The sequence below is a fragment of the Tropicibacter sp. Alg240-R139 genome (assembly GCF_900537075.1).
Classification (GTDB): domain Bacteria; phylum Pseudomonadota; class Alphaproteobacteria; order Rhodobacterales; family Rhodobacteraceae; genus Falsiruegeria.
Genome location: NZ_UNRA01000012.1, coordinates 1 through 24,982, shown reverse-complemented (window position 1 = coordinate 24,982; position 24,982 = coordinate 1). Strand labels below are relative to the sequence as shown.

The window sequence follows — 24,982 nt, the reverse complement described above, 5'->3', positions numbered from 1 at the left end:
GGGTTGGTCCAAATCGTTACCAGCAGTCCTTTCACGCCTCATGCTCCGCCAGTTGCTCGGCAAATGTTGTCAGCAACTCTGACTTCATGATCTTTCCTGTTGGTGCTGTCGGCAGTGCATCGACAGCAACGATCCGGGAGGGTTGTTTGTAGGGAGCCAGTCTGTCTTGGAGGAAGTTTTTTAGGGCCTGCTCGGTCAGGACACACCCGGGTCGAGCCGAAACGAATGCCATAACCTCTTCATTTCCTTTGACTTTACGTCCAACAACCGCCGCAAGCACGACCTCGGGGTGCTCTGTCAAGGCCGCTTCGACTTCTGCGGGATAAACATTAAAGCCCGAGCGAATGATCAGCTCCTTGCTGCGCCCGACAATGTGCAAACGCTCCTGCTCGTCCAGTCGCCCCAGATCACCGGTGCGAAAGTAGCCGTCAGGGTCAAAGGCCATGGCCGTCTGTTCGGGATCGCGGAAATAGCCTTTGGTAATCTGTGGCCCGCCAAGAAGGATCTCTCCCACCCCGTCATCTGGCGAAGCACCGGTCGCGGCGAAATCCAGTTTCATCGTATTCGCCCCGATGATCGGACCGGCGCTTACATCAGTGTCACCCATCTCGCTGTTGGTTGCGCAGACCCCAGCGGTGCTTTCCGTCAGCCCATACCCGTTTTGCATCGGGATACCGTAGAACTCTTCGGCTTGCCATTTCCAGCTCGCGTCAAGCGGTGCCCCCCCGGACGCCACGAACCGAAGCTTGCCCGCGTTGTATCTGGGCATCCCGTGGGCCTGGGCATAGTTGAACAGATGCGCGTGCATTTGCGGCACACCTGAAAGCAGCGTCACGTCCTGGTTTAGGGCATCGAACAGCCGCTGGGGCGTGAACTGCGCCTCCAGTCGCAGGGCGGTCTTGCCATAGGCTGCCGTCATCAGCACGAAGACGCCGAAAACGTGACTGAGCGGCAGCACCAGGAAGTTCACGTCATTTTCCTGAACGCCGTGGATCTGCGCGGCGCAAAGGGCCGCGGCATAGAGGTTTTGATGGGTCAGCATTGCTGCCTTGGGGGTTCCGGTTGTCCCCGAGGTGTAAAGCAACAGCGCCACCTGCTCGGCGGGGTCGTCAAAGACCTGCTCGGGCGAGGCATTCGCGCACGTCAGAATATCGACAGCCCCGAATGCGCCGGTTTGCTGCGTTGTCTCGAAACGCTGGGCGTGGTCGCGGGCGGCCTTGGATAGCCTCGTCGGGAACACGACCGCGCTTGGGTCCGAATGTGAGAGGATCCGATCCAGCTCAACCGCGGTGGACCGGGCATTGATCGACACCACCGAAGCATCCAGAAAACCGGTGCCAAAGAAGAACGCGACGACCTCGATGCAGTTCTCGCCGACGATGACGACCCGGTCTCCAGGCTTGACGCCCCGCGCCTTCAGCATGGCGGCGGCCTCGTTGGCGGCAACAAGCACATCGCCCCACGCGTACTTGGTGTCGTCATGGTCGATCACCGCGAGTTTGTTGGGGCCAGCCTCGGCAGCGCCAATCAAGAGTTCATGAATGCGGTTCTTCATGCGACATACTCCTGCTGTGCGCCGCGAACGCGCGCCAAGGCTGCCACAAGCGCTTGGTAATACTCGGGTGAGACCGGGTTGCGTCGCCTTGGGTTGTTGTTCCAGACGATCAGCGCGTGCCCCCGGCGCTCTGTTCTGACGACTTCGGTCATGTGCCCTCCGGTGTGTGTTGGTGTTGCCATTTGAAAACGCCGCTCGATGCCGCGATGACGTGTCCCGTTTCGTCGGTTATCTCGCAATGGACGAACTTTGTGCCCAGCCCGCCCTCGGGCGGTGCGGCCCGTTGCGTGGAACGCATCCTGTTTAGCGGGTGCAATGTAGTTGATGTTCAACAAGACCGTCGCAAACGGAGCCAGCCCCTCGGGATCGCAACTCAAGGACGCCGTGATGCCGCTCGCGGCGTCCAGCACTGTTGGGATCACACCGCCATACAGCACCCTCTGCCGGTTTCGAACCATGTCCGACACCTCCAGAACGCAATGCGCTTGCAGGCGCTCCAGGTCGATTTCGAGCGCCATGCCCAGAAACTGAAACAAGGCGATCGGCTCGGTGGGGCAGGGGTGGCGGGGCATGGCCTAGGCCGCGCTCAGCGTGATGAAGCGTTCGAGGTGGTGATCCACATCACCATAGAGGTGATCGATCATCGTCAACCGACGCGCGAAATGCGACAAGGCGTATTCTTCGGTCATGGCGATGCCGCCGTGCAACTGGATGCACTCTTCTACGACCAGGGTCGCGACGCGCCCGATCATGTTCTTGGCGGCGCTGACATGGCGCTCACGCTCAAGGCGAGGCCGGTGCAGATTACCCGCAAGGTTGATCACTGCCGAACGCGCCTGCTCAATCTCGATCAGCACGTCGGCCATGCGGTGCTGAAGCGCCTGGAACGACCCGATCGGCACGCCGAACTGCCTGCGCTCCTTGAGATATTCGAGAGTCAGGGTCTTGGCCGCCTCCATCGCCCCGAGGGCTTCGACGCAAAGTGCTGTCACGCCCCGGGCGATGCTTGCTTCGAGCAGCTCAAACCCCTCACCGGCGGAGCCGATGCGTACTGACGCGTCCAGTCGCACGCTGTCCAAAACCACGGTCGCCGCGGACGTGCTGTCCAAGTTGACGTGGTCAGTGATGGTCACACCGATGGCATCGCTGGGCACCAGGAACAGAGAAATCCCGGCTTCATCCATCACCGCGCCGGATTCGCGAGCCGACACCACCAGTAGCCGGGCTTGCGCCCCGTTCAGGACATGGCTCTTGGTCCCGCTTAGAACGATCTGGTCGCCGTCTACCTTGGCCGATGTTGTCACGTGGCTCTGGTCATATCGCGCCCCGGCTTCTCCATGGGCCAACGTCGCGACGGTCGTTCCGGCGATGATCTCTTCCACCAAGTCGGTACGCCCTGCTTCGGCAATCAGGCCGCCAGCCAGAACAGCAGGCAGAATGGGTTCGAGCGTCCCAGCGCGGCCAAGTTCCTCGAACACCACGGCAAGATCGAAACCGGACCCGCCAAAGCCCCCGTGTTCTTCGCTGAACAGCGCGCCAAGGACACCTAGTTCGGCCAATCCTTCGAACACGTCAGGGCAATAGGCTTGCCCCGACGCCTCAAGTCGCCTGCGCAAGCCGTGATCGTATTTGTCACGCAGGAACCGTCCCAGGGTATCGCGGAGCATTCCGCGTTCTTCAGTTAGATTGAAATCCACGATTATTCCCCCTCAAAGGCCCAGCATCGTTTTGGTAATGATTGTGCGCTGCACCTCGTTAGTACCGCCGAAGATCGACAGTTTGCGCATGTTGAAATAGGTCGGCGCCGCGCTGGCAGCGTTTTCCGGACCAAGGGCATCGAGATTGTCACCACCCTCCAGGTAGTCGTTCTGAAAGGGCATCGCATCTGGACCGAACGCCCGGCGCATCAACGAGGTCAACTCTTGCCGGATCCTTGACCCCTTCACCTTCAGCATCGAGCTTTCGGCCCCTGGCGCCCGCCCCTTGGATGCGGCCGACACCACCCTCAGGTTTGTCGTCGTCATCGCCATGAGGTCGATTTCCACCTGGGCCATGCGCGCGGCGAATAGCGGGTTCTGGGACAACGGCCGCCCGCCGGACTGCACCTGCGCGGCGGTACTCTTGAGCGCTTTCAGCGTCGCGGTCGAAAAGCCGACACCGGTGATATTGGTGCGTTCATGGGTCAACAGGTACTTGGCGTAGGTCCATCCCTTGTTCTCTTCGCCAACGCGGTTCGCCACCGGAACGCGCACGTCGTCAAAGAACACCTCGTTGACCTCTGCATCCCCGTCGATCAGCGTGATCGGGCGCACCGTGATGCCTGGCGTCTTCATGTCGATCAGGAGGAACGAGATGCCTTCCTGTTTCTTTGCGCCGGGATCGGTGCGAACCAGGCAAAAGATCCAGTCGGCGTGCTGGCCAAGGGTCGTCCAGGTCTTTTGGCCGTTGACCACGTAGTGATCCCCATCGCGCATCGCGGTCGTCTTGATCGCTGCCAGGTCTGACCCAGCGCCAGGTTCGGAATAACCCTGACACCACCAGTCTTCACCGTTCAGGATGCGAGGCAGATAGTGTCGTTTCTGTTCTTCCGAACCAAAGGCCAGCAAAACCGGCCCCAGCATCGTCGGGCCGAAGGGTACGATGTGCGGCGCGTTGGCGAGGCAGGACTCTTCCTCAAAAATCTGGCGTTGCACGGCGTTCCATTCCGCCCCGCCGTACTCCCGCGGCCAGTTCTGCGCCAGCCAGCCACGTTCATTCAGCAGGCGGTGCCAGAGCTCATAGTCGGCTTTTGTCAGGCGTTTACCCAGCCTGATTTTCTCACTCAGGGCATGGGGCAGGTTTTCGGCCAGCCACTCACGGACTTTAGTGCGGAAAGCTTGTTCTTCTTCGGTGTAGTGCAGATCCATTGCTTAGCTCCCAACGATCTTGGTTTCCATGACGCCCAGATCAGACAGAGGGTCGCGATCTCGGCAAAGAACTTCTTCCCGAGGTACCCCGAGGTGCCAGACTAGGTGGAACCGCTCGTGGCCCACACAATCGGGATTGAAGAGATGCGTTTCGTCCAAGTCGAGTTTGATTGGCCTAAAGAATTCGAAGGCCACGACGGTGAGCAGGATCTTGACCAGGGCCAGCCCTGCGATCACTTCCGGATAAGAGTCATACATCTTAACTCTTCCGTTGACCGAGTTCTCTGAGAAGCGGCAGCAGTGTTCTTGTTACCATCTCGATATGGTCATTAATGAAGGTTTCGCTGAATGCGTTCTTTCCAAAGAGGGCGCTTACCTCGGCAGATAGCGAGAAGGGAGTCGTGCAGGCACCGACTAGCATGTAACGCACATGCGGATTGGTCATGATCACGTGAACCCAGGGGTCGTGGTTGCCCAGATCGCTTTCCATCTTTGCCGTCGGCTTGAGGAACTGATCGACGATCCAGTCGAACCTCCACGAGGGTTCGAAGTTTTCCTGCATCATCAGCTGATTCATGTAGGGACGTTCGGCGGACGCGCGAATGAGGTTTCCGATAACCAGCTTTAGCCGGGTTTCCGAGTCGAGCCCGCGGATCATTCGCAGCTTCGACCGTTGGTCGTCAAAATAAGGCCGGAAAGCATAGTCGAATGTTGCCTTCCACAGCTCCTCCTTGTTTCTGAAGTGATAGGTTACCAACCCCCGATTGACACCGGCGCGCTGCTCGATGTCACGGATACTCGCCCCTTCATAACCGCGAGCCGAAAAAAACGAGATAGCGGCCTCAAGGATATCCTTGCGGGTCGACTCGCCTTTGGATGGTGACGTTTTTTCATGTGCGTTCATGGTGCGCCCTATCTTTGGATGCGATTAGAACCACAATATTTTCCACCAAGCAAGTTTTTTTATACACCTTACAAGTTTTAATGTGAAGGAAACTATAGCCCAGATTGGCCTAACTGGGTCGAACGAGAAAAAGTGGCCAAAATTTTGAACATCTGTGAATGAGTAATTCTGTAATGACTTTGAAATGCTGTAGCCATTTGCTTTCAATCGGTATTTTGAGGTAAGCGGATGGACGTTACTGCGGCACGCGACCGGAGATTGTCCTTTTAGAACCTAGAATTTTTTTCGTTACTGCTTCAATCAGTTTGTCTGGAGTAGTCTCTTCAGACTTTCAGCGTTCGCAATACTGGGGGGCTCACCGAAGATTGGGCGGGTGTAGATGACGAAGCAATCGAGCATGTTATTTCACAACCGGATATGCAGCCGATTCGGCCCTGTCAGCTGCTTCTTGGCTGCTTTGCGCGTCGGTACAAATTGGAGGTTGCCAAACATCTGGGCCTTTCCGAGCACCCGGAACATAATCGTGCTGAGCTTCGAGAATGGGTAAGATCCGCGATTTCCCCTCACAGTCGATCCATGGGCGACACGCTCGATTTGAGCTTCCGTTGGTTTCGCGATCAACGTCTGCTTCAACAACTGAAGGCATTCTTGGAAACTGGGCAGATATGGAAATCCAGCTCCAATGTGTGGACATCCAAGCCCAAATTAGGTGCTTTGTTCATTTGTACTTGCTACGTCAAACACAACTATGTTTGCCGAGAGAACCACAGTCGATACGCTCGCCGCAAAAACGCTCATCTGGTCTAAGGGTTTTCGGCAAATCCGCCGTTCGCACAAAGCGCGGTGGATTCCGCGGCCGGGCCCTTTTTTATCAATTCTGCGCCACGCACAGATTGGAGCAATATCGCTCTACAGCGGGACACCCGGTCGTCAATGCCGGATGTCAGTTCAGCACTCCATGAGCCATCAGGGAGGCTGCACATCATTCACTGAGAAATGCCGCCTTCCGTCGAGGTTTGTTCTTCCACATGAGCTTGGTTAGCCACCGGTTTTCCACGAGGTGGAAAGTTTGCAAAAGTAGCAAGATGGGCTTGCACAATTCGTGCAGCGGGACCGAAGGCCCACATTTTGTTGCCCATCCAACGGACGTACATGCCGCTTTCGTCTGCGGCCTTTTCGTACGGATCCCGACGGAGGTTATACAGCAAGGGTGCAACCAGTTCTTCTTTTGGACCAGACCAGCCGTGGTTCTGAACTACAAAGTGAGCTTTCCAGTCGTTGTAGCGCACTGCCTGAAGGTCAGTACCCTGATAGTAGATCAACTCCTTCCGGCTGCTCTTTTCGGCCTCGCCGGTCAGGTAAGATAGCTGGTTATACCCATCCACATGCACCTTGTATCCCTCGTACCCTTCCAAAAGCTGTTCCTTTAGGTCGGCAGGGCCACCCGCAGCGGCAACAAGAGTCGGCATCCAATCCATTCCGCTGAATATCCCATTCAGGACTTGGCCTTCGGGAATTCGCCCTGGCCAGCGGATGATCGCGGGAACCCGGAATCCGCCTTCCCAAGTCGTACCTTTTTCGCCATGAAATGGCGTTGTTCCACCATCAGGCCATGTCATCGTTTCAGGACCGTTGTCCGCTGTGAACATGACGATTGTGTTGTCGGCAATACCGAGATCATTGAGGTGGGCGAGAACTTTGCCGACATTGTCGTCCAGTTCTTTCATTATCACATCTTGAAGCCCGCGACCGTCACCCAACATCTCTTCGTACTTCGGGCTGAGGTGCGTCCAAACGTGAGCGCGCGCTGGAGCCATCCAGACAAAGAAGGGCGTGTCCGTTTCAACCGCACGGGAAATAAAGTCCTTTGTGTGAGCTGTCACCTCATCGTCCAGCGTCTTTTGCCGCTCTGGAGGGGCAGGGCCATCGTCAACAATCCGTTGTTTGCCGACTTTTCCGAAACGGGGATCGATTGTTTCATCGTCTTCGTCGGTGGCAAAGGAATGAATGAGATTGCGCGGACCAAATTGCGCCTCAAACTCAGGATCATCCGGCCAGTCCGGGTCGGACGTGTATTCCATTGCGTTCAAGTGATACAGCCACCCCCAATATTCATCGAACCCTTTGGTCGTGGGTAAGAACTCGTTCAAATCTCCAAGGTGGTTCTTGCCAAATTGTCCTGTCGTGTATCCCTGTTGTTTTAGGAACATCGGAAGGGTCGGATCATCGGGGTGTAGGCCGACTGGGTCACCGGGCAGACCAACCGTGTGCATCCCTGTCCGAATAGGCATCTGTCCAGTCATGAAGCCTGAGCGCCCGGCCGTACAGCTTGGTTCGGCGTAATAATCTGTCAAGCGCGCACCGCCCATCGCAAGTTGGTCAAGGTTTGGCGTCTCGATACTCTTGATACCACCGTGGTAAGAGCCCAAGCTCGCCCAGCCCACATCGTCAGCCATGATTACGAGGATGTTGGGGCGGGGATCTTCGGTTGCCCAAACGTGAGACGCAGCGACGCTGAGGCCGATTGCCAGTGTTAAACATTTTTTCATCTGAATTCTCTTTCCCTTTATCACTTACGGAATTCTTCTTCAGTTTATTCCCAACACACCAAGTATTCTCAGTTCGAGTATGAACAACACATTAACTTCCTAGTTTTTTAATTACAAATTGCTTCACAATGTGGAGCTGAGGCAACAAAAAACGGCAAAAATGTCCCGCCCATGCGATCTTGGCTCCAGCCGTTTAGATATCCGCTATTTGATTTTCACGTTGCCAGAGTACCGAAAGTACGTTGCCCATCTCACATGACCGAAAAGACTCCATACTGGGGTTGGTTTCTGTGCCATGTTAGTTCTCCTTTGAGGCAAAATACCAAGTCATAGGAGCGCAACAATTCAGCGACAGGTCCACTCTTGTTCAGGAACAATGCCATGCCGCCCCCAAGCACGAGTGGCGGTTGATCGTCAGCCGAAATATTGCTCTTCATACTCTACCAATGCATCCTCCCCTCCTTCCACAACAGAGGCATAGTAGTCTGCCTGCGACAGAATATGCGTGAAGAAGAAGCGCGCAGTTGCCTGTTTTGCCATATGGAAGGGTTCCGGTCGATCGGCTGAAGTGACAACCATCCGTCCCCACAAATACCCAAGGAGTACGAGCCCGAAGAGGTTGAGGTAAGCTTGCGCGCCAACTATTCCAGTTGAGGGGCTTTGGGCGATAAGGTCGGTAACCGATCTTAGGCGCTGGTAAGACGTGGCGATAGCGGAAACCATAGGTGCGAGTTTCTCATTTTCAGCGTTCTCATCCAGAAACTGTTCAATGGGTGCGAAGACGCAGGAGAGCCGCCTACCTCCATCACCCAGTACTTTGCGGGCGACCAGGTCAATTGCCTGAATGCCATTTGTGCCCTCATAAATAGAACTGATACGTGAATCGCGTACCAACTGCTCGATCCCAGTTTCGCGAATGTATCCATGACCGCCGTGAATCTGCACCGCAAGGTTGGCGCAGGTAAAGCCTGCATCTGTGCAAAAGGCCTTGGCGATTGGAGTCAGCAGCGAAATGAAGTCTTCAGCCTCGGCCCGCTTTTTCGGGTCGGGGTGCTTATAGCGCAGATCGGTATGGATGGCGATCCAAATCGTGAGTGCGCGCATCCCTTCAGTCAAAGACTTCATCGTTAGGAGCATGCGTTTCACATCTGCGTGGCGGATGATCGGCTCGGGCGACCCATCACCGGCGGCAGAGCGGCCCTGAAGGCGTGTCCGTGCGTAGCCCAATCCGGCTTGCAATGCGGCTTCGGCAGTGCTGAGACCTTGGGTCGCGACCGAAAGGCGAGAAATGTTCATCATCGAGAACATCGCGCTCATGCCCTTGTGCGGCTCGCCGATGAGCGTTCCGAGTGCGCCCTCGAATGAAAGCTGGCATGTCGCAGACCCTTTGCTGCCCATCTTGTGCTCTACTGCGACCGTTACCACATTGTTGGGCGCACCTAGTCTGGATGGCGCTTCGATCGCGAATTTAGGAACCAGAAATAAGCTCAATCCCTTGGTGCCGACTGGCGCATCCGGAAGGCGCGCTAGCACCAGATGCACAATGTTCTCCGAAAGATCGTGGTCGCCCGACGTGATGAAGATCTTCGTGCCGAAGATTTTGTACGTCTCGTCTCCTGTTGGCTCGGCCCGGGTCCGAACCATCGACAGATCGCTGCCGCATTGGGGCTCCGTCAAGCACATGGTTCCTGTCCAGTGTCCGCTGGCTAGATGTTCGAGGCAGAGGGCTTTCTGTTCCGGAGACCCATGTTCGCGGAGCGTTTGGTACGCTGCTAAGGTCAGCCCCGAATACCCCGTGAAAGCCAGGTTGGCCGCGCTGGACATTTCCTCAGTCATGACTTGCACTGAATGAGGGAGACCCTGCCCGCCATCATCTGGGTTCGCAAGCAGTCCCGGCCAACCACCCTCACGATAAAGAGCGTAGGCCTCCGCGAAGCCCGGGGGCGTCCGGACCGTCCCCGCTTCCAACTGACACCCGTGTTGATCGCCCGCGCTATTGATCGGAGCGAGCACATTGGTACAAAATTTGCCTGCTTCTTCAAGAACCATGGAAATCTCGGACGCGCTAAAATCGCTATAGTCAGGGAGTTTGAGTAGATCTTCCCCCTGAAGTAGATCCCACAATACGTACTTCATATCCTCGAGCGGGGCGGTGTAGCTGTCCATTGGAATTCCTACCTAACGTTACTTGGGTGAGAGCGTGTGGTGATCAGAGACGGAGCTTAGTTCTTGCTCCTGAATTTGGCGCCAATCCACCTTGCCCGATGCCGAACGGGGCAACGTGTCGACGATCTCGACTATTCGGGGGACCTTGTAGGCAGACATGTTTTCCCGCGCCCATGCGACGATATCTGTCGCCAAAGAGGGCGATTTCGCATCCGGCCGCGGAACCACCAGAGCTTTTACGATTTCACCGCTACGGTCACTGGGAGCAGCAATGACACAAACCTCCTGAATGCCTGGGTGTGAGAACAATATGGCCTCAACTTCGGCTGGCCAGACTTTATAGCCGGCCGTGTTAATCATACGTTTTAGACGGTCGACCACAAATAGAAACCCGTCTTCATTCAACCGCCCAAGATCGCCGGTGCGGAAGAACTTTTCTCCATCTATATAAAAGAACTCTTCATCGGCTCCGGCATTGCCCCAATATCCTTTGAAAAGTTGGGGAGCCGACACTGCAATTTCGCCAACTTCACCCAGTTTAAGAGTTTCAGGCCCATCTAAAGCAAGAATTCGAAGCTGTGTTTCATGAACTGGGAGCCCTGCGCTCGACCTTTTAGGGTTTTCAATCGGATTTCCTGTAATCGGGGCCATGGCCTCTGTCATTCCGAAGCCTTCGAGAAAGCTTATTCCATATTGCTTGTGCAATCGCGCCGCAACCGCCTCCGGCATCGCAACACCGCCGCCGAACATGCTTTTAATGGACGAAAGATCAAAGTTATCGATGTCCGGTAGCGCCAATAAATCCACCGCCATCGTGGGAATGGCGGGCCACACGCTAATCTTGTGTTTCTGAATGAGGTTGGCCACGACACGGGTGTCCCAGCGTGGCAAGATCACGGTTGTCGAACCAAGGCCGATCGGCACATTCATCGAGGTCTGCATTCCGGTGACATGGAAGAACGGAGCCACCGCGAGAAACACATCTTCACTGTCGTGCTCAAACCATCCTGCAACACTTTCCATCGCTTGAATCGTTGTTGCATGCGTATGGCGACATCCTTTCGGTAGCCCCGTTGATCCGGAAGTGTAGGGTAGTACAGCCAAGTCATCGGGGTGAGCTGCATAGAAATTTGGGAGCAGCCCCTTTTCCAAGACATAGGCCCATTCAATACAATCTTGTCTCTCCAGCGACTTGCGTGGAGCATTCAGGAAATCTGGAACGGGATTCTCTTTATCTATCGACAACGCGTCGCTGTAGGTGGCGACAACACCAGTTTTGAGTGTGCCGTCGTCGAGCAGAGGCGCAACTTGGTCCAGTGTCGACTGCTCTAGAATGATAGTCTTGGCGTCGCAGTCGTCGGCCACGTGTCGAACTTCTTCAGTTTTGTTCATCGGGTTGATCGGTACGACAACACCTTGCGCCCGCAAAACAGCATAGTAGGCAATCACGAATTGCGGCGAACTCTGCAATTGGAGCAAAACCCGCGTCCCGGGCGTTACTTGGCAGTGATTCTGGAGATAACCAGCAAGTGAATTGACTTGATCGTGTAACGCCCCGAACGATAGACGGGCTCCATAGAATATCAGTGCTGGCTTGTCGGGAAAACGGTGGGCAGAACGCGCCAATCCATCGTATAGCTTGTCCGAAAACACTCGTTTCGCTATGCGCTTTGGGCCAACGCTAATAGATGAGTGTGCCGTGTTTTCAGTCATTTGTTACCCCTCCAGGGTCTTGCCGCTTTGTTAAAATTCTTAGTGTTTGTGTGCATAGACCTCGCCGCATGATGTTCGTCGGCGGTAACCAAATCTACACATCAGCGCTGGTTCGAAAGGGTGGGTATCGCTGATGCAGCACTGTGTCAGAATCGACCTAAGTAGGTCTAAAGATGCAGTACATGACTCGACCCCATGGTTGCGCCTTGGACTGTCTAACAAGTGCAGGGAAGCCACTTTTCCTCAGTCGCGGAAGCTTTGACTATCGACCCCGAAAGCTATTTCAGCGGCGAAAAGCTTGTTGGTTTTAGCAGGACGCTTTCTTGATGAACCAATGCTTCCGCAGTGTTGCTTTTTGGATCAGTCCACGCAGGATCAGCCCAAAGTGCCGCACGACGCTGCTCTCGATCCTCTGCATTTTCGTACTCCCAAATCTGAACGAGCTGATTGATATTGCCTGTGTCCGGGATAAACGCGGCCACGAGACGTCCCAGATGCTGTTTCAAGATAGGCAATCTTGTTTCTTCATAAACACTGAGCCAGGACCGCAAAGCGCCGGGTTTGGCTGTGTAGGTGCGCATTTCATATATCATTGCGATTTTTCTTTGCTATTAGCTGTCTGGGCTTGGCCCAGGGACACGATTGTAGGCGTTGTTCCATGAAGGTGAGATAACCATCTCATTAATCGCCACCCGCTCGGGTTGACTCAAAATATAGTGAACCGCAGAAGCAATATCTTCGGGCTGCAACATTCGCGCTAAGGTTTCAGGCGACGGTGGTGGCACGCGCCGCTCCATGGCCGGCGTTGCGACTTCGCCAGGGCATAGTGACGTTGCCACGATTCCGTTACGTAATTCGGACATATTCAGGCTGTCGACAAGACCACGTACCGCCATTTTTGAGCTTGAATATGCGGGCCCAGGCTGTGGCGTAATGTGCCATCCAGCGAAGGATGACAAGACAACTATCCGCCCATTTTTCTTTGCTCGCATCCCGTCAAGAACGGCATCGATGGAAGAAAAAACACCAACAAGGTTTGCCGATACGATTCCTTCGAAATCAGTGTTTGAAACTTCGCCCCATGCACGTTTTCCGACGTTCATACCCGCGTTAGCCACCAGCGTGTTTACGGTGCCATGCTCTGAAGTCAGCCTTTCGACCGCATACTTCATCGCCTTTGCGTCGGTAACGTCAAGCTGCAGAGGGATCGCGTTGTCGCCCAGTTTCTCCACAGCGGCGTCCAACCGTACTCGATCGCGCCCGCTGATTGCTACTTTCCAATCGTCACGCATCAAACGTTCCGCGATCGCGAAACCGATCCCGCTTGATCCTCCTGTCACCCACGCAAGCTTGCTCATGTTGTCACCGTCTGTAGATTAGTGATGCGTTCCTTGCTTGGGCCATCAAACAGGCTAATCGGAGGAAATGCATCCGGATCAGTCATGACTTCGATCAAAGTAGCCGTGTCAGAAGCAAACGCATCGGTAAGAGCCGACAATACCTCTTTCGCTTCGGAAACGCGCACCCCCCTGCAACCGCAGGCTCGGGCTATGGCTGCGTGATCAACTTCGGCAAAGTCAACCGAGTTGCTATGGAAACCATAGTGAATGTTCTCGGCATGATATTGAAACCCGAGGATACTATTGTTCAAAACGATAACCGTCAGCGGCAATCCAATGCGGCGCGCAGTTTCAAGCTCTTGCCAGCAATGCCCAAAGCCGCCGTCACCTACCAGAGCAACCACGCGGGCATCCGGGTGAGCAATTTTTGCCCCCATCGCCATAGGCATACCCCAACCAAGCCCAGCAAGTCCGCGTGGGACAAGAAAGCGTTGTCCACCACGCTGCGCGTCTAGATAGGTGGTGATCCAGTTAGATGAGTAGCTCGCATCCGCTGCAACTATGTCCTGCGGACCGATCAGCGTGGCGAGTTGATCCATCACGAATTCTGGACGCAATCGTCCGTTCGATCCTGCACCAACCTCTTTGACGTATCGCGCAACCTTCTCAGCAGCACCCTTGGTGCGTTCGCCGATGATTTTGAGGTCCGACTTTGGCGCGAATGTATATGCTTCCGTCAGAGCTGACAGCGTGGTTTTGGCATCTCCTACGAGGCGAAGGGCTTCGTAATTGCGACCGATTTCCTGCGGATCAATATCTATGTGAATGAACTTTGCGCCAGTTGGATAGGTTTTCCAGCTGTCGGTGCCGTTCTGGTTCGTCCGTGTTCCGATTAACAATACGACATCGGCGTCGGTCAGGTAATCCTTGAGCTCGCCAGCGCGATTGCCTGACTGAAGATTGCTGGTGAATACGCCAAGCGCCAGCGGATGATTTTCAGCAATTGCGCCTTTACCCATATTCGTTGACGCAACCGGTATGCATGCCTTTTCGGCGAAATCCAGAAGCTCATTGTGCGCCCCTGACAGATGAACGCCGCCGCCTGCGATAATGATTGGTCTATGCGCATCCGAGAGCAGATTGGCAGCCTCACTTACACGCGTAGGGTCGGCGACCATCCTGTCCAGTGGAAACGACCCCAGATTGGCTTTTCTACTCGAGTTAGGAACACCTTCTTGGCGAAGAACATCCATTGGCACGATCAGAGCTACAGGGCCTGGGCGCCCACTGGTGGCCGCCGTGAACGCCATATCGACATAATCGTCCAACCGGTCAGCCCGGTCCACGCGCCGCGCCCATTTTGTGCAACCGTGGAAAAGTGCTAGATGGTCAAATTCCTGAAAGGAGTTCTTATCGACCATGTTGTCAGGCACGTCCTGAACAATCGCTACCATAGGCACTGAAGCCTTAAGTGCTTCGGCCATTGGCGCGACAAGTAACGTCGCCGCAGGCCCGTTCTGGGCGCAAACAACGCCGACCTTGCCTGAGGTTCGTGCATAGCCATCGGCCATCACGCCTCCAGCGTTTTCGGTGCGATAACCGATCTGTTGGATGCCAAATTGTGGCAACGCTAACACGAAGGCAGATGGAATGCTTTGGCCAAAAACAACTTCGACGCCATGGCGCTTCATTGCCGCAGCTAGAGTGTCTGCTACTGTGGTTTTCTTCATTTCGACAAATACCTAGCTTTTTCAACGCATGACGGAGTTAGTTCAGCTCATTGGTAACAATCGGGCTAAGGGCTTCCAACAGTTGAGCTTCTTGCGTTTGCTAGGTGAACGAGGTATTGTGAAAAAGCCACTTTTCCGGATCACAAAGTATGACAAAAAAATTTCAACCGGTGAAAGAAGTCAGGGCGGTTAATCGGGCTCTGGCCCTGTTGGATGCCATGGGCGAATCCGGATGGATGACGCCTACAGATATGGCAAATGCAACCAGCATTGACAGAAGCACTATCTATCGGCTGCTCGTTTCGCTTGTAAATTGCGGCTACGTAGTTCGACGCGAGCAAGACGGGCGTTTTTTCTTGTCTAAGAAGATTCGCTACATCAGCAGAAGCATCTTAGTCGAAGACGACGAGTCTCTACTCGTGTCGCCAGCGCTCGCAAGATTGACCAAGCATATCTACTGGCCTAGCGATTACGGTACGGTATCCGGCGGGCAACTCACGATCGTGGATTCAAGTCACCACCATACAACAATGACTTTCTTTCGGAATGTTGTTGGCGAAACCAGACCGATTTTTCGCACGGCGCTCGGGAAAGCCATTTTCGCTGGTATGAACGAGGATGAGCGCGGTCGATTGTTGGCTGAGGTTGAAGAATATGGCGGCCAAAACTGGAGCGACGCTAACCAACCCGGTCTACTCAATCATATTGTGAACGATTTCGAGAAACGTGGATATGCGCTTTCGATTGAAGAGGCAACGCCTCGGATCTGCGCTATAGCGCTTCCAGTCTATCGGGGTCAAAAAGTAGCAGGTGCAGTGAACGTGGTGGTGTTCCGCGCAGCGTTCAATCCGGCGAAGGCTGAAGAAAAATTCTTTGAACCTCTGCAAAAAGCTGTGCGTGAAATTGAGCTAGCGTTTGAAACAGCTTCTGCGATATCAGAACAGTCCCTCCGCATGTTTGAAGCTTAGCATTTTGCAACATATCCGGGGTACGGCGGAGCGTCATCGCACTCCATAATGCATCTCGGTAACGCCACAGAATCTTTGTTTCAGACACGTGCTGATGGGCTACCTTCTCACCTAATGTAATGGCGCTAGGGTCAGGACCCATTGATTTTTGTTGATTGGCGTGATTCACGGTTCGAAAAGCGATCGGTGAACATGTCTGATCTTTTCCGGCTAACGGACGCGCAAATGGCGCGTCTTGAGTCCTAATTCCCGAAGTCCCACGGCAAGCCTCGCGTTGAAGATCGACGAGTCATGAGCGGGATTATTTTTAACAATCGCAATGGCTTAAGCTGACGTGATGCTCCCAAGGAGTACGGCCGACACCAGACGTTGTACAACCCTTGGAAGCGCTGGAGTGAAAAGGGTATCTTCGCGCAGATGATGGTCGGGCTGGCGGCAGATCACGGCGAAGAGAAGACTGTCATGATCGCAAAAAAAGGGAGCGTGATCGTCTGATCGGACGCACCAAGGGTGGGATGAACACGAAGCTGCATGAAATCTGCGACAGCCAAGGTAGTCCGCTGAACCTATTCGTCACCGCCGGACAGGTCAGCGACTACGTCGGCGCACGGGCCTAACTGAGCAGGCTAGCGGATGTCGTTTGGCTGCTCGGGGATCGAGGTTACAATGCTGACTGGTTCAGAGAAGCGTTGAAAGACAAAGGAATACGTCCCTGCATCCCGGGTCGAAAACAGCGCAAGAATCCGGTGAAGTACGACAAACGTAGATAGAGGGGGCGAAGCCGCATCGAGATCGTATTCGGCAGACTGAAAGACTGGCGGCGCGTCGCAACCCGATACGTCAGGTGTCCACAGTTCTCCTCTTCGCACTCGCTGCAACCGTCATCTATTGGTTATGAGTCCTGAGCCTAGCATGCAACAAGAAGATCGCTTGGCAATCGCATCCCTATTCAACGGAGTTTGAGGTGTCCTAGCCGCCCAGACAGCCGCCTTTTCGGTTGCGCGGTCTGCAACCGACCAAATTACCAAAACAGTGTCTACAAATCCGGGAGCACCTCAATTTGTTAGAATGAGCACTACGGAGGGAAATGCACAAATAATGGCAATGAGAGCTATATCTGCCAGCAAATAGAAACCCGCACCCTTAAAAATCCGACCGAGGGAAATATCTCTGGAGGAGATAGCTTTGATCACAAAGATGTTCATGCCCATTGGTGGCGTTATCATTCCGATTTCGAGAAGCTTTACAACCAGAACGCCGAACCAGATCAAGGATACGCCGTGGGACTCGATCACAGGGAGGAACACCGGGAGGGTTACCAGCATTGCACCAAACGGCTCCATGAACATACCCAAGGCTAGATAGATCAGAATGATAGCAAGCAATACAACCGCAATTGAAAGATCTTGCCCAGTCACAAATGACGTCAAATAGCTCGAGAAGCCGCTGAGCCCCAAGAAGCGCGTGAACAATGAAGCCCCGATGGCGATAACGAAAAGACTTGCCGTCGTGCTCATTGTTTCGACAAGCGCGGAATTCACCGCATTCCGTGTTAGTTTACCAGTGATTAGGGCGAGAAGGGTGGCAGTGGTGGCACCCACCGCACCGGCTTCGGTTGCGGTGAAGATGCCAAGAAACAGGCCGCCAAACGTCACAATCACCAGAACGAAAACAGGCCAAACCGCGCGAATCGCATCTGCATATTCGTCGGCCGAGTAAGCGACCTGTTGTGATTGACGAGGGATGGTCGCTGGCGAGAACGCTGCAACCAAGAAAACTACAATTGCGTAACTAATTGCAGTCATAGCGCCAACTACCACACCGCCAAGAAAAATCTTTGTGACGGATGCTTGCGCGAAGACCCCGTAAACAATCATAAGAATGGAAGGAGGAATGAGTGCGCCAATTGTGCCACCAGCAGCGACGGTGCCGCATGCGAACCCCGGCCTATAGCCGGCCTTTATCATCTCGGGGATAGCGATGCGCCCCATCGCGGCGGCACAGGCGACTGAAGAGCCGCAAACCGAGGCGAAACCTGAGCATGCAAGAATTGACGACAGCGCAAGCCCCCCTGGGATTCGGCGCAGGAAGACATTGGCCGCAGTGAACAATCCGGATGTCATCCCAGAATGGTAAGCGATGAAACCCATCAACAAGAACATCGGAACAGCGCTGAGAGTCCAACTGGCAGCAAAATCATATGGTCCGGCGGCTAACAAGCTCACGGCGGCGTCCGGGCCGATCATGGAAGTCACACCAAAAAATGCAACGAGGATCAATGCGATCGCAATCGGTACACGTATTATCAAGAGTCCCAACAAAACAAAAATGCCGACAAAGCCGGTTGCTACTGACATTATTTTCCCACTCCCAGCTCGATTTCTTCAGCAGTACTGTCCGTTCCAATGATAGAAACAACGCGGATCAGTACGATAATTGCGACCAGACCAAATCCAACTGGAAGCAGCAGATAGGTCGGCCAGACGGGTATGCGTTCGCCAAGCGCCAAAACAAATGCTTTCCGCTCAATCGCCTCGCGCGCATTGCCCCATGTTGCCCAGGCCAAAAGGCCAAATGCTCCAAATGAAATCAATGCAACGACAACGTCTCGGATTTGGACTACGCGCCGAGACAAAAGGGAGTCAAATGCCGAGACACTTATCATTTGGTTTCGGTGTTCGACCCAGGCCAACGGCAAAAAGGCGATCGCCACCATGTAGTATCGCGATACTATTTCGAGAGTTCCGGACAACGGAGATCCTAAGGCGTACCGCGCAATGACGTCAGCGGTGATGTGAAGCATCATAGCGACGATCACGATCGCACCTAAGAGGCCTACAATTCGTGCGGTCAACCGCGAAATTTTAGCTAGCGTGAACAAGACTTCCTCCCGAGTAAGATTGCTGTCTGAAGCTAGGCAAGCGTTGGTGGGCTAGAGCCTATCTAGGCTCCTCCAACAGATGCAAAAACCCACAAATATGTCTCAGTCCGCGGATATGACCCCGACGAACTTGTTTGGGCCGATTGATGTTTCAAACTCTACGCGTCTTTTTTCACTCACTTCTATAACGAGCCTAGCTGACCCTTCTGCCTCCACCAGACCTTCAAATCGGAAGATCCCGAAATCATCAGTGCGAGCAACGTCAAGAACGGTATTGTCAGAGCCGGATACCAGCGAAACAGACACGCCAGCAAGACACTCCTGCTCGGCGTTTACCGTATGAACGACGCGCCCGCTTAAGCACAGTGGTTCAAGAGAATGAGAGTTTCGGTAGAGAACATTGGTGTTGATTGAGATATCTGAATCAATTGACCGATAGTCACCGGATCTTCTCATATCTTCCAGTTCCGCAACATCCACCCTTCGTGTCTGAAGCGCCCCGGTGGGGCAAGCCTGACTGGCCCGGCTTTCGGTCCAACCCTGTTCCAGAAGATGCACGTCCATCGTCCATATCTGCGGCATGTCCAGTTCGCTGTTCCAAGCGACGGCGCCAAACGGACAAGCCTCGACAACATCTCGCCGGCCCTTGGCCTTTTCTGGCCGTATGCGTACGATCCCGTCCGACCGCACCTCAATGACATCTGGCGCTTTCTGCGCGCAGGGCGCATCGACGCAGTGCTGACATGTACGCAGAACGTAGTTCACGTCAATCACGGGATAGGAGCCGCGTTCAACACAAGTTATGTCGAGTATTTGTTCGCCGTGCAGCTCAATGCCGGTACTGTAGCCTTCGTGCGGATTGTTGACGTGCTCATCCATCGTCGCTAGCACACAATTGCAGCAGCCCGTGCATTTATCGATATCGAAAATCGTAACCCACTTATCAGACATTCTTATTGAACTCCTTCGCGGCGGATCTGTCAGAAAACAGCGCCTTGTATTCCTCGGCGCTGAGCAGTTCCACTTGCACAAGGCTGTTGCTGGAACCCATAGAATGACCCTGCTTGATCTGCGATTTTCCAGATGTCAGCGTATTCAGAGAGCCGCCGATATCGTCGCTTTTCCCTGGTTCCCCTGTCGGCTCATAGCGGGCCGATGATTCATAGCCGTGTACTATGCCTGGGCGCAAACGCCCGGTCGGCTGGGCAGCACAGATAACGGCGCCACGATCGTTGTGGATTCTCACCAAGTCGTCCTTGCGAATGCCGCGCGCCGATGCATCCTGTGCATTCATACGCAAAATCAGATAGAAACGACCATCCACACAGACTCTGTGGTCTTCCAGATCGTTCAAGAACCCGTCCTTACCATCCCCTTGTGTGTGGAAGCTGAAGCGGGGGTGAGGCGTCAAAAGTTGAAGCGGGAAGGACTCCGCGCGTTCGGTATTTGTCGATTCAGGAGATTCTACATATTTTACGATTGGAGGGCGCTCTGGGTCGTCCTTGTCATACCGCTTTAGCGTCTGCGCTTCGAATTCGAAAAGGCCACTCGGGGTTTGCAAGCCTTTCAGATACTTGCCCCGGTACTCTGAAGGCAGGGGCATTGTTTCTGGGACATCCTTTTCCCGCCCTTCGTAGTACCAGCGATTGGCCACTGTCGTGCGTTCAGATTCTGGGGGGTTCGGGACAACGTAATAACCTTGTTTGAGCAACTTCTTGAAGGAAATTTCTTTTGCAAGGTCAGACGACTCGAAAATGCGCTGCACCCAGTCCAATTCGCTCATGCCTTCGGAAAAATACATTCCAAGGCCCAGGCGTTTCGCAATAGACAGAAAGATGTTGTAGTCAGACCGGCTTTCACCCAAAGGCTCGATGCATTTGTGCTGCACTGCAATCACCCTATGGTTTACCTGCGTGTGGTTGTGCGGAATGAAGCCGTTCGCATTTGCCCATTCTCCAATATCCCACCGCTCCATGCTTGTGCAGGCTGGCAGGATCACATCTGCGAAATGACAATCCTGTTCGTTCCAGATGCTCTGGTTAACGACAAATTCTAGATTCTCCGAACGGTACATATCGGCGTAGCGATTACTTTGTGGCATCGTGCTGAAGTTGCTACTTCCGTACTTATACATCATGCGGACTGGCGAATGACCTTTCCCTGGATAGCGCGGCGCATTGAATTGCGCCTCGATTGAACGTGGATCGCGCGTTTGGCCCGAAACTGGTTCACCCTGGATCGCTTCCGGCAATCTCAGGCGGGGGATCGGCGGTGCCGCGACCGAGTTCATCGAAAGAAGATGGGGCATCCTTTGATAGACGTTCACGGGAGAGCCTGTGTTGGCCAAATCTCCCGATATTCCGCCCTCGGCATAGCCTGGAAACCAAAAATGGTGGTCGACAGGCGTGCTCCACTGAAGGTTCCCGAAGTTCACACCCGGTCGACCGATGCCCTGCATGGCCATCAGGCAAACCATTGATCTGGCCCAACTGTGCCCGGTCGGACCTCGGCATGCCCCACCAAATGCGTTGCCGCTACCACCAGCTCCCAGATACGTTTTTCGTTTGCCCCAAAGCCGGGCCAAAGTACGAACTTCTGCGGCGGAGACGCCAGTAATTTCTTCTTGCCATTCCGGGGTCTTCTTGACGCCATCTTCGTCACCCAAGATATACTTGCTCCAAGCTTCAAAGCCATGGGTGCGTTTGGTTACAAAGGATTTGTCATAAAGCCCTTCTTGTAGCCACACATAGGCGATTGCAAGCGCCAGAGCCGTGTCCGTCCCTGGCTTGGGCGCTATCCACGTTCCACCCATGAAAGCTGCAGTATGATTGAAATATGGGTCGATGTGCACAATCGGAATACCTAGTTCCTTCAGCCACATGCGCCGGATTGTTCCTTCCGACCCGCCGTATAACCCCGAGGTTGCTTCGGGGTCACTGGACCAGAGAACAAGCATTTCCGCTTCCTGAAGCAGATCCTCGACGGTTCCGTAGGGTTCCCCAACCCCAAGGCGCAGCGAGTTACCCCAGTGATGCATCGCTCCCCAGTACCAGCCCTCCCAACTGTCAGGGTTGTGGCTGACTTTTGTGTGACCGATGGCGTTTGCAAAGCGATTTAGGCTACTGATCCAATAGCCCAAGTTTCCCCATGTGTGATGTGACGGGTGATTGAATGTAATGGCGCTGGCACCGTGCTCGCGCTTAACCCGCTCAATTTCGTTAGCAACAATAGTTTCGGCTTCGTCCCACGAGATCCGTTCATATCCTGAGATCCCACGGTTCTGCGGATTGCGTTCTCCGTTAGGATCGAAGTCTTTGCGCTTCATTGGATACAGGTTGCGATCCTTCGAATAAACGATTGAACGCCATTGCAGGGCATGCGGAGATACGGTCGCCTTGCGCGGCGGCGTAAAGACCTTTCCGCGCGCGTTAATTGACCAAGATTTGGGGTCTTTTTCGGTAAGGCTGATGGGTGTAGTACGGACAATTTTGCCGTCTTTGGCAAAGACAAACAACGGGCCGCCGTTCGTCATCGTGGTGTATCTCTGCGTTCCATCTGGTTGCTTCATACCAAATTTCCAACCTATGCGATTGAGACCGGCCAGAATTTGCATGAAGTGATATATTTTCTCGTCTTCTCCTGATGCCACAAACTTAAAGTTCTTTCCGGCGTGAAGCCGTTCGAGCCAATCAACAGGAGGTAGAATTGATGAAAGAGCATCTTTCACGGTCAAGAATGCAAGGTCGATGTCTGCTTTTGGGTCGATACCAGCCTTGGAGCGAATCTTGCCGTTAGCCACGTAGAATGTACGGCCGATACCTTCGCTTTTGGTCCGGATGACCGCTGAATATTCTCCTCCGGTCGATACCCACTGTGAAAGTGATCTGTCCAATTTCGGCGCAACTCTGAGGATGGCGCCAACCGAAAACAGCACTGAGGAGAGAATTTGCAAGTTGAGGCTCCACTGGAAGAGTTGGAATCATAGGTTGAGGTGAAAAACGTCGTTGGGGCGTTTGATTTTAGCTCCCATATTTCTCCAGAACTTGAAAGAGATTGCCAACGTAAGTTCACTAGGCGAACGGATAATTTGCTTGATCTGACAACGCCTTACAGTCCGATCCCGCCAAAAAGCAACCTACGGACCGAGGCCAATACCCCCCCGTTTCACACACAAGCCTGCCTGTATCCCTGTACAATGGACGAAGGCGTCCAGTCTGCGGCGGCGCCTCACAACCGAAGTTCGGCCTATGCGCTTGATATGATTAGCGCTGCACATGGAGTAGGGCACCGGCATAAGCGCAACGCAACGTACATCAACACTCGGGACTTGAGTGTGTGAGGAGATCGAAGGACAGTAAGGGATAATGATCGGAAAGGTCCGGACCAGACAAAACAGTTTTACTGCAGGAGTCAATGAGCTCGATTTGTTGATCTGTCTTTGGTTCGCGCTTCGCCATACCGGCCCGCGGCTGTATCAATCGCCGCAACGACGGGCCTGATACATGACCGCATCCGATCACACACTCAAACCGTTCAGAAACCTCTTGCACCAATGGGGGCAATGGTATGGACCCCGCCCCTCCCAGGGGCGAGCTTTCAAATGTCAATTATGCGAAAGGAGAAGTATCATGCAGATCGTTCGGATAGAACGGGACTTGGCGAAATACGTTTTTGAAGTTCACGGTGTGGATGCGCAGCACAATACCGTACTGCGAAAAACGCTACGTCGGGATGCGGTCCCGCAATTCTTTGCCGAGATGCCTGCTTGTGTTGTCGGATGGAAGCCTTCAGCGGCGCGCATTACTGGGCAAAGGTGTTATCCGACCTCGGGCATGAGGTTCGCTTAATCTCACCCCAGTTCGTGACGCCATATGTCAAATCGAACAAGAATGATCGCAACGATGCAGAAGCGATCTGTGAAGCGATCAGGCGGCCATCTATGCGCTTCGTACCGCCAAAATCAACGGAACAGTTGGAAATCCAAGCTATTCATCGGATCCGCCAGCGACTGGTGTCAGATCGAACCCGGCTAGTGAACCAGATCCCCGGGCTACTGGCCGAGCATAGTGTCGTCATCGCCCGAGACATCTCTCGTTTTCGGCGCGCCAGTGGCCAGATTGCGAATGGGGCTGATGATGGCCTCTCTGATATGTTCCGGGATCTGGTACGTGGCGTTTTCGACGAGCTGAGCGAGCGTGATCAGCGTGTCACCGCATACACCCGTCGGATACGAGACCTCTTTCGCACCAACGAGATGTGCCAACGCATCGGAAAAATCGAAGGCATTGGGCCGATCACGGCAACAGCACTGGTCGCGGCGGTTGGTGACAGAACATGCTTCAGGAATCGTCGCCAGTTTGCCGCTTGGTTGGGGTTGGTTCCAAAACAACGATCGAGCGGCGGGAAGACCAGGCTGTTTGGCATCAGTAAGCGCGGTGATCGATACCTGCGTACGCTGATTATTCATGGTGCCCGAGCTGTTCTTGGTAAAGCAGGTGGGAAGACCGATCCACGAAGTCAGTGGATTGGCCGGATGCGCGAGCGGCGACATCCGAATGTAGTCGCTGTCGCACTCGCAAACAAGAACGCTAGAATCATCTGGTCGATCTTATCTCGTGGAGAAGAATATCGCCCTGTTCAGGCGACATCAGCAATCTGACTTCGGCCACAAAACAACAGAGACAAGGAAGCTTATCCCGGAATATTGCAGCAAACTGCCAGGAGATGGAGGAAAGGTCACCCCGACCGCTTCTCGAACCTGATGTGTGGACCAGCACGGCCAATGCCGATGTCTTGGGGGCATTGAGGGAGAAGCGCGCGGAAATCCATCGGGGCTCGCGGCGACGATCTATCGGGCCGCTCAAAAAACCGGATATACGTCAGCAATCGTGATCACCGATCCTGCTCCAAACAGACTGTTGCAATAACGCGGGGTCCATATACATCCATACATGCAGTAGATGTTATCACAGCAGCGGCATCAAACCGCGACAGGTCCAAAGTTTTTCCTTCCTAGGGTCTGGACTCATTGAATTTCACAGCCAGCAGATGACGAGGGCAGCTAGTGCGATGGCTTAGAGGAAGACCTTGGGACAGCGGTCGTATCGGGTTGCCACACGCCGCCAGTTCTTGAGCCTGCCGAACATGATCTCGATCCGGTTGCGCCGTTTGTAGCGACGCTTGTCGTACTTGATCGGCTTCTTCCGTTGTTTTCGACCCGGGATGCAGGCACGTATCCCTTTGTCTTTCAACGCTTCTCTGAACCAATCG

Annotated in this window: 18 protein-coding genes and 2 pseudogenes; 3 read left to right on the top strand and 17 right to left on the bottom strand. The window is 54.2% G+C overall.

What is annotated here, in order from left to right:
• Window positions 1-31: 31 nt before the first annotated feature.
• From G6R15_RS22475 to G6R15_RS22420, 12 genes are all read right to left on the bottom strand, one after another.
• Entirely contained in the window at window positions 32-1,555 is a 1,524-nt protein-coding gene (locus G6R15_RS22475; RefSeq protein WP_164662303.1) for a class I adenylate-forming enzyme family protein, read from the bottom strand.
• Window positions 1,552-2,127, bottom strand: coding sequence for a PaaI family thioesterase (locus tag G6R15_RS22470; protein ID WP_164662302.1), 576 nt, complete (start codon window positions 2,125-2,127; stop codon window positions 1,552-1,554). The genes G6R15_RS22475 and G6R15_RS22470 overlap by 4 nt, the downstream gene beginning before the upstream one ends.
• A 3-nt stretch (window positions 2,128-2,130) precedes the next feature.
• Window positions 2,131-3,252: an acyl-CoA dehydrogenase family protein gene (locus tag G6R15_RS22465; RefSeq protein ID WP_164662301.1), complete on the bottom strand. Its 1,122-nt coding sequence runs from the start codon at window positions 3,250-3,252 to the stop codon at window positions 2,131-2,133.
• A gap of 12 nt (window positions 3,253-3,264) precedes the next feature.
• The gene (locus G6R15_RS22460; protein ID WP_164662300.1) at window positions 3,265-4,461 is read right to left on the bottom strand and encodes an acyl-CoA dehydrogenase family protein; all 1,197 of its coding nucleotides are present in this window, start codon (window positions 4,459-4,461) and stop codon (window positions 3,265-3,267) included.
• A 3-nt stretch (window positions 4,462-4,464) separates the two neighbouring features.
• Complete coding sequence (locus tag G6R15_RS22455; protein ID WP_164662299.1) at window positions 4,465-4,719, bottom strand: hypothetical protein; 255 nt, start codon at window positions 4,717-4,719, stop codon at window positions 4,465-4,467.
• A 1-nt stretch (window position 4,720) separates the two neighbouring features.
• Window positions 4,721-5,365, bottom strand: coding sequence for a TetR/AcrR family transcriptional regulator (locus tag G6R15_RS22450; RefSeq protein ID WP_164662298.1), 645 nt, complete (start codon window positions 5,363-5,365; stop codon window positions 4,721-4,723).
• A 986-nt stretch (window positions 5,366-6,351) separates the two neighbouring features.
• Entirely contained in the window at window positions 6,352-7,914 is a 1,563-nt protein-coding gene (locus G6R15_RS22445; RefSeq protein ID WP_164662297.1) for an arylsulfatase, read from the bottom strand.
• 414 nt (window positions 7,915-8,328) lie between these two features.
• The gene (locus G6R15_RS22440) at window positions 8,329-10,080 is read right to left on the bottom strand and encodes an acyl-CoA dehydrogenase family protein (protein WP_164662296.1); all 1,752 of its coding nucleotides are present in this window, start codon (window positions 10,078-10,080) and stop codon (window positions 8,329-8,331) included.
• 18 nt (window positions 10,081-10,098) lie between these two features.
• On the bottom strand, window positions 10,099-11,793 hold the full coding sequence (locus tag G6R15_RS22435; RefSeq protein ID WP_164662295.1) for an AMP-binding protein: 1,695 nt from the start codon (window positions 11,791-11,793) through the stop codon (window positions 10,099-10,101).
• Window positions 11,794-12,071: 278 nt separating this feature from the next.
• Window positions 12,072-12,374: an NIPSNAP family protein gene (locus G6R15_RS22430; protein ID WP_205520636.1), complete on the bottom strand. Its 303-nt coding sequence runs from the start codon at window positions 12,372-12,374 to the stop codon at window positions 12,072-12,074.
• Between the two features lie 30 nt (window positions 12,375-12,404).
• On the bottom strand, window positions 12,405-13,151 hold the full coding sequence (locus G6R15_RS22425; protein WP_164662293.1) for an SDR family oxidoreductase: 747 nt from the start codon (window positions 13,149-13,151) through the stop codon (window positions 12,405-12,407).
• A complete protein-coding gene (locus tag G6R15_RS22420; RefSeq protein ID WP_164662292.1) occupies window positions 13,148-14,863 on the bottom strand; it encodes an acetolactate synthase catalytic subunit in 1,716 nt (571 codons plus the stop codon). Before G6R15_RS22420 ends, G6R15_RS22425 begins: the two co-directional genes overlap by 4 nt.
• A gap of 149 nt (window positions 14,864-15,012) precedes the next feature.
• Between G6R15_RS22420 and G6R15_RS22415 the strand changes: the two genes are divergently transcribed.
• Together G6R15_RS22415 and G6R15_RS22410 are read left to right on the top strand one after the other, a co-directional pair.
• On the top strand, window positions 15,013-15,831 hold the full coding sequence (locus G6R15_RS22415; RefSeq protein WP_164662291.1) for an IclR family transcriptional regulator C-terminal domain-containing protein: 819 nt from the start codon (window positions 15,013-15,015) through the stop codon (window positions 15,829-15,831).
• 192 nt (window positions 15,832-16,023) lie between these two features.
• Window positions 16,024-16,729: pseudogene (locus G6R15_RS22410) on the top strand (IS5 family transposase).
• 157 nt (window positions 16,730-16,886) lie between these two features.
• Here G6R15_RS22410 and G6R15_RS22405 read toward each other — a convergent pair.
• From G6R15_RS22405 to G6R15_RS22390, 4 genes are all read right to left on the bottom strand, one after another.
• The gene (locus tag G6R15_RS22405) at window positions 16,887-18,188 is read right to left on the bottom strand and encodes a TRAP transporter large permease (RefSeq protein WP_164662290.1); all 1,302 of its coding nucleotides are present in this window, start codon (window positions 18,186-18,188) and stop codon (window positions 16,887-16,889) included.
• The gene (locus G6R15_RS22400) at window positions 18,188-18,712 is read right to left on the bottom strand and encodes a TRAP transporter small permease (protein WP_164662289.1); all 525 of its coding nucleotides are present in this window, start codon (window positions 18,710-18,712) and stop codon (window positions 18,188-18,190) included. Before G6R15_RS22400 ends, G6R15_RS22405 begins: the two co-directional genes overlap by 1 nt.
• Window positions 18,713-18,814: 102 nt before the next feature.
• Window positions 18,815-19,663: a 4Fe-4S dicluster domain-containing protein gene (locus G6R15_RS22395; RefSeq protein WP_164662288.1), complete on the bottom strand. Its 849-nt coding sequence runs from the start codon at window positions 19,661-19,663 to the stop codon at window positions 18,815-18,817.
• Entirely contained in the window at window positions 19,656-22,664 is a 3,009-nt protein-coding gene (locus tag G6R15_RS22390; RefSeq protein WP_205520634.1) for a molybdopterin-dependent oxidoreductase, read from the bottom strand. The genes G6R15_RS22395 and G6R15_RS22390 overlap by 8 nt, the downstream gene beginning before the upstream one ends.
• A 676-nt stretch (window positions 22,665-23,340) precedes the next feature.
• Between G6R15_RS22390 and G6R15_RS22385 the strand changes: the two are divergent.
• Window positions 23,341-24,371 (top strand): annotated as a pseudogene (locus tag G6R15_RS22385) (IS110 family transposase).
• Window positions 24,372-24,786: 415 nt separating this feature from the next.
• On the opposite strand, the gene G6R15_RS22380 reads toward G6R15_RS22385, so the two are convergent.
• A partial coding sequence (locus G6R15_RS22380) for a transposase (protein ID WP_164662287.1) occupies window positions 24,787-24,982 on the bottom strand: 196 nt, incomplete at its 5' end.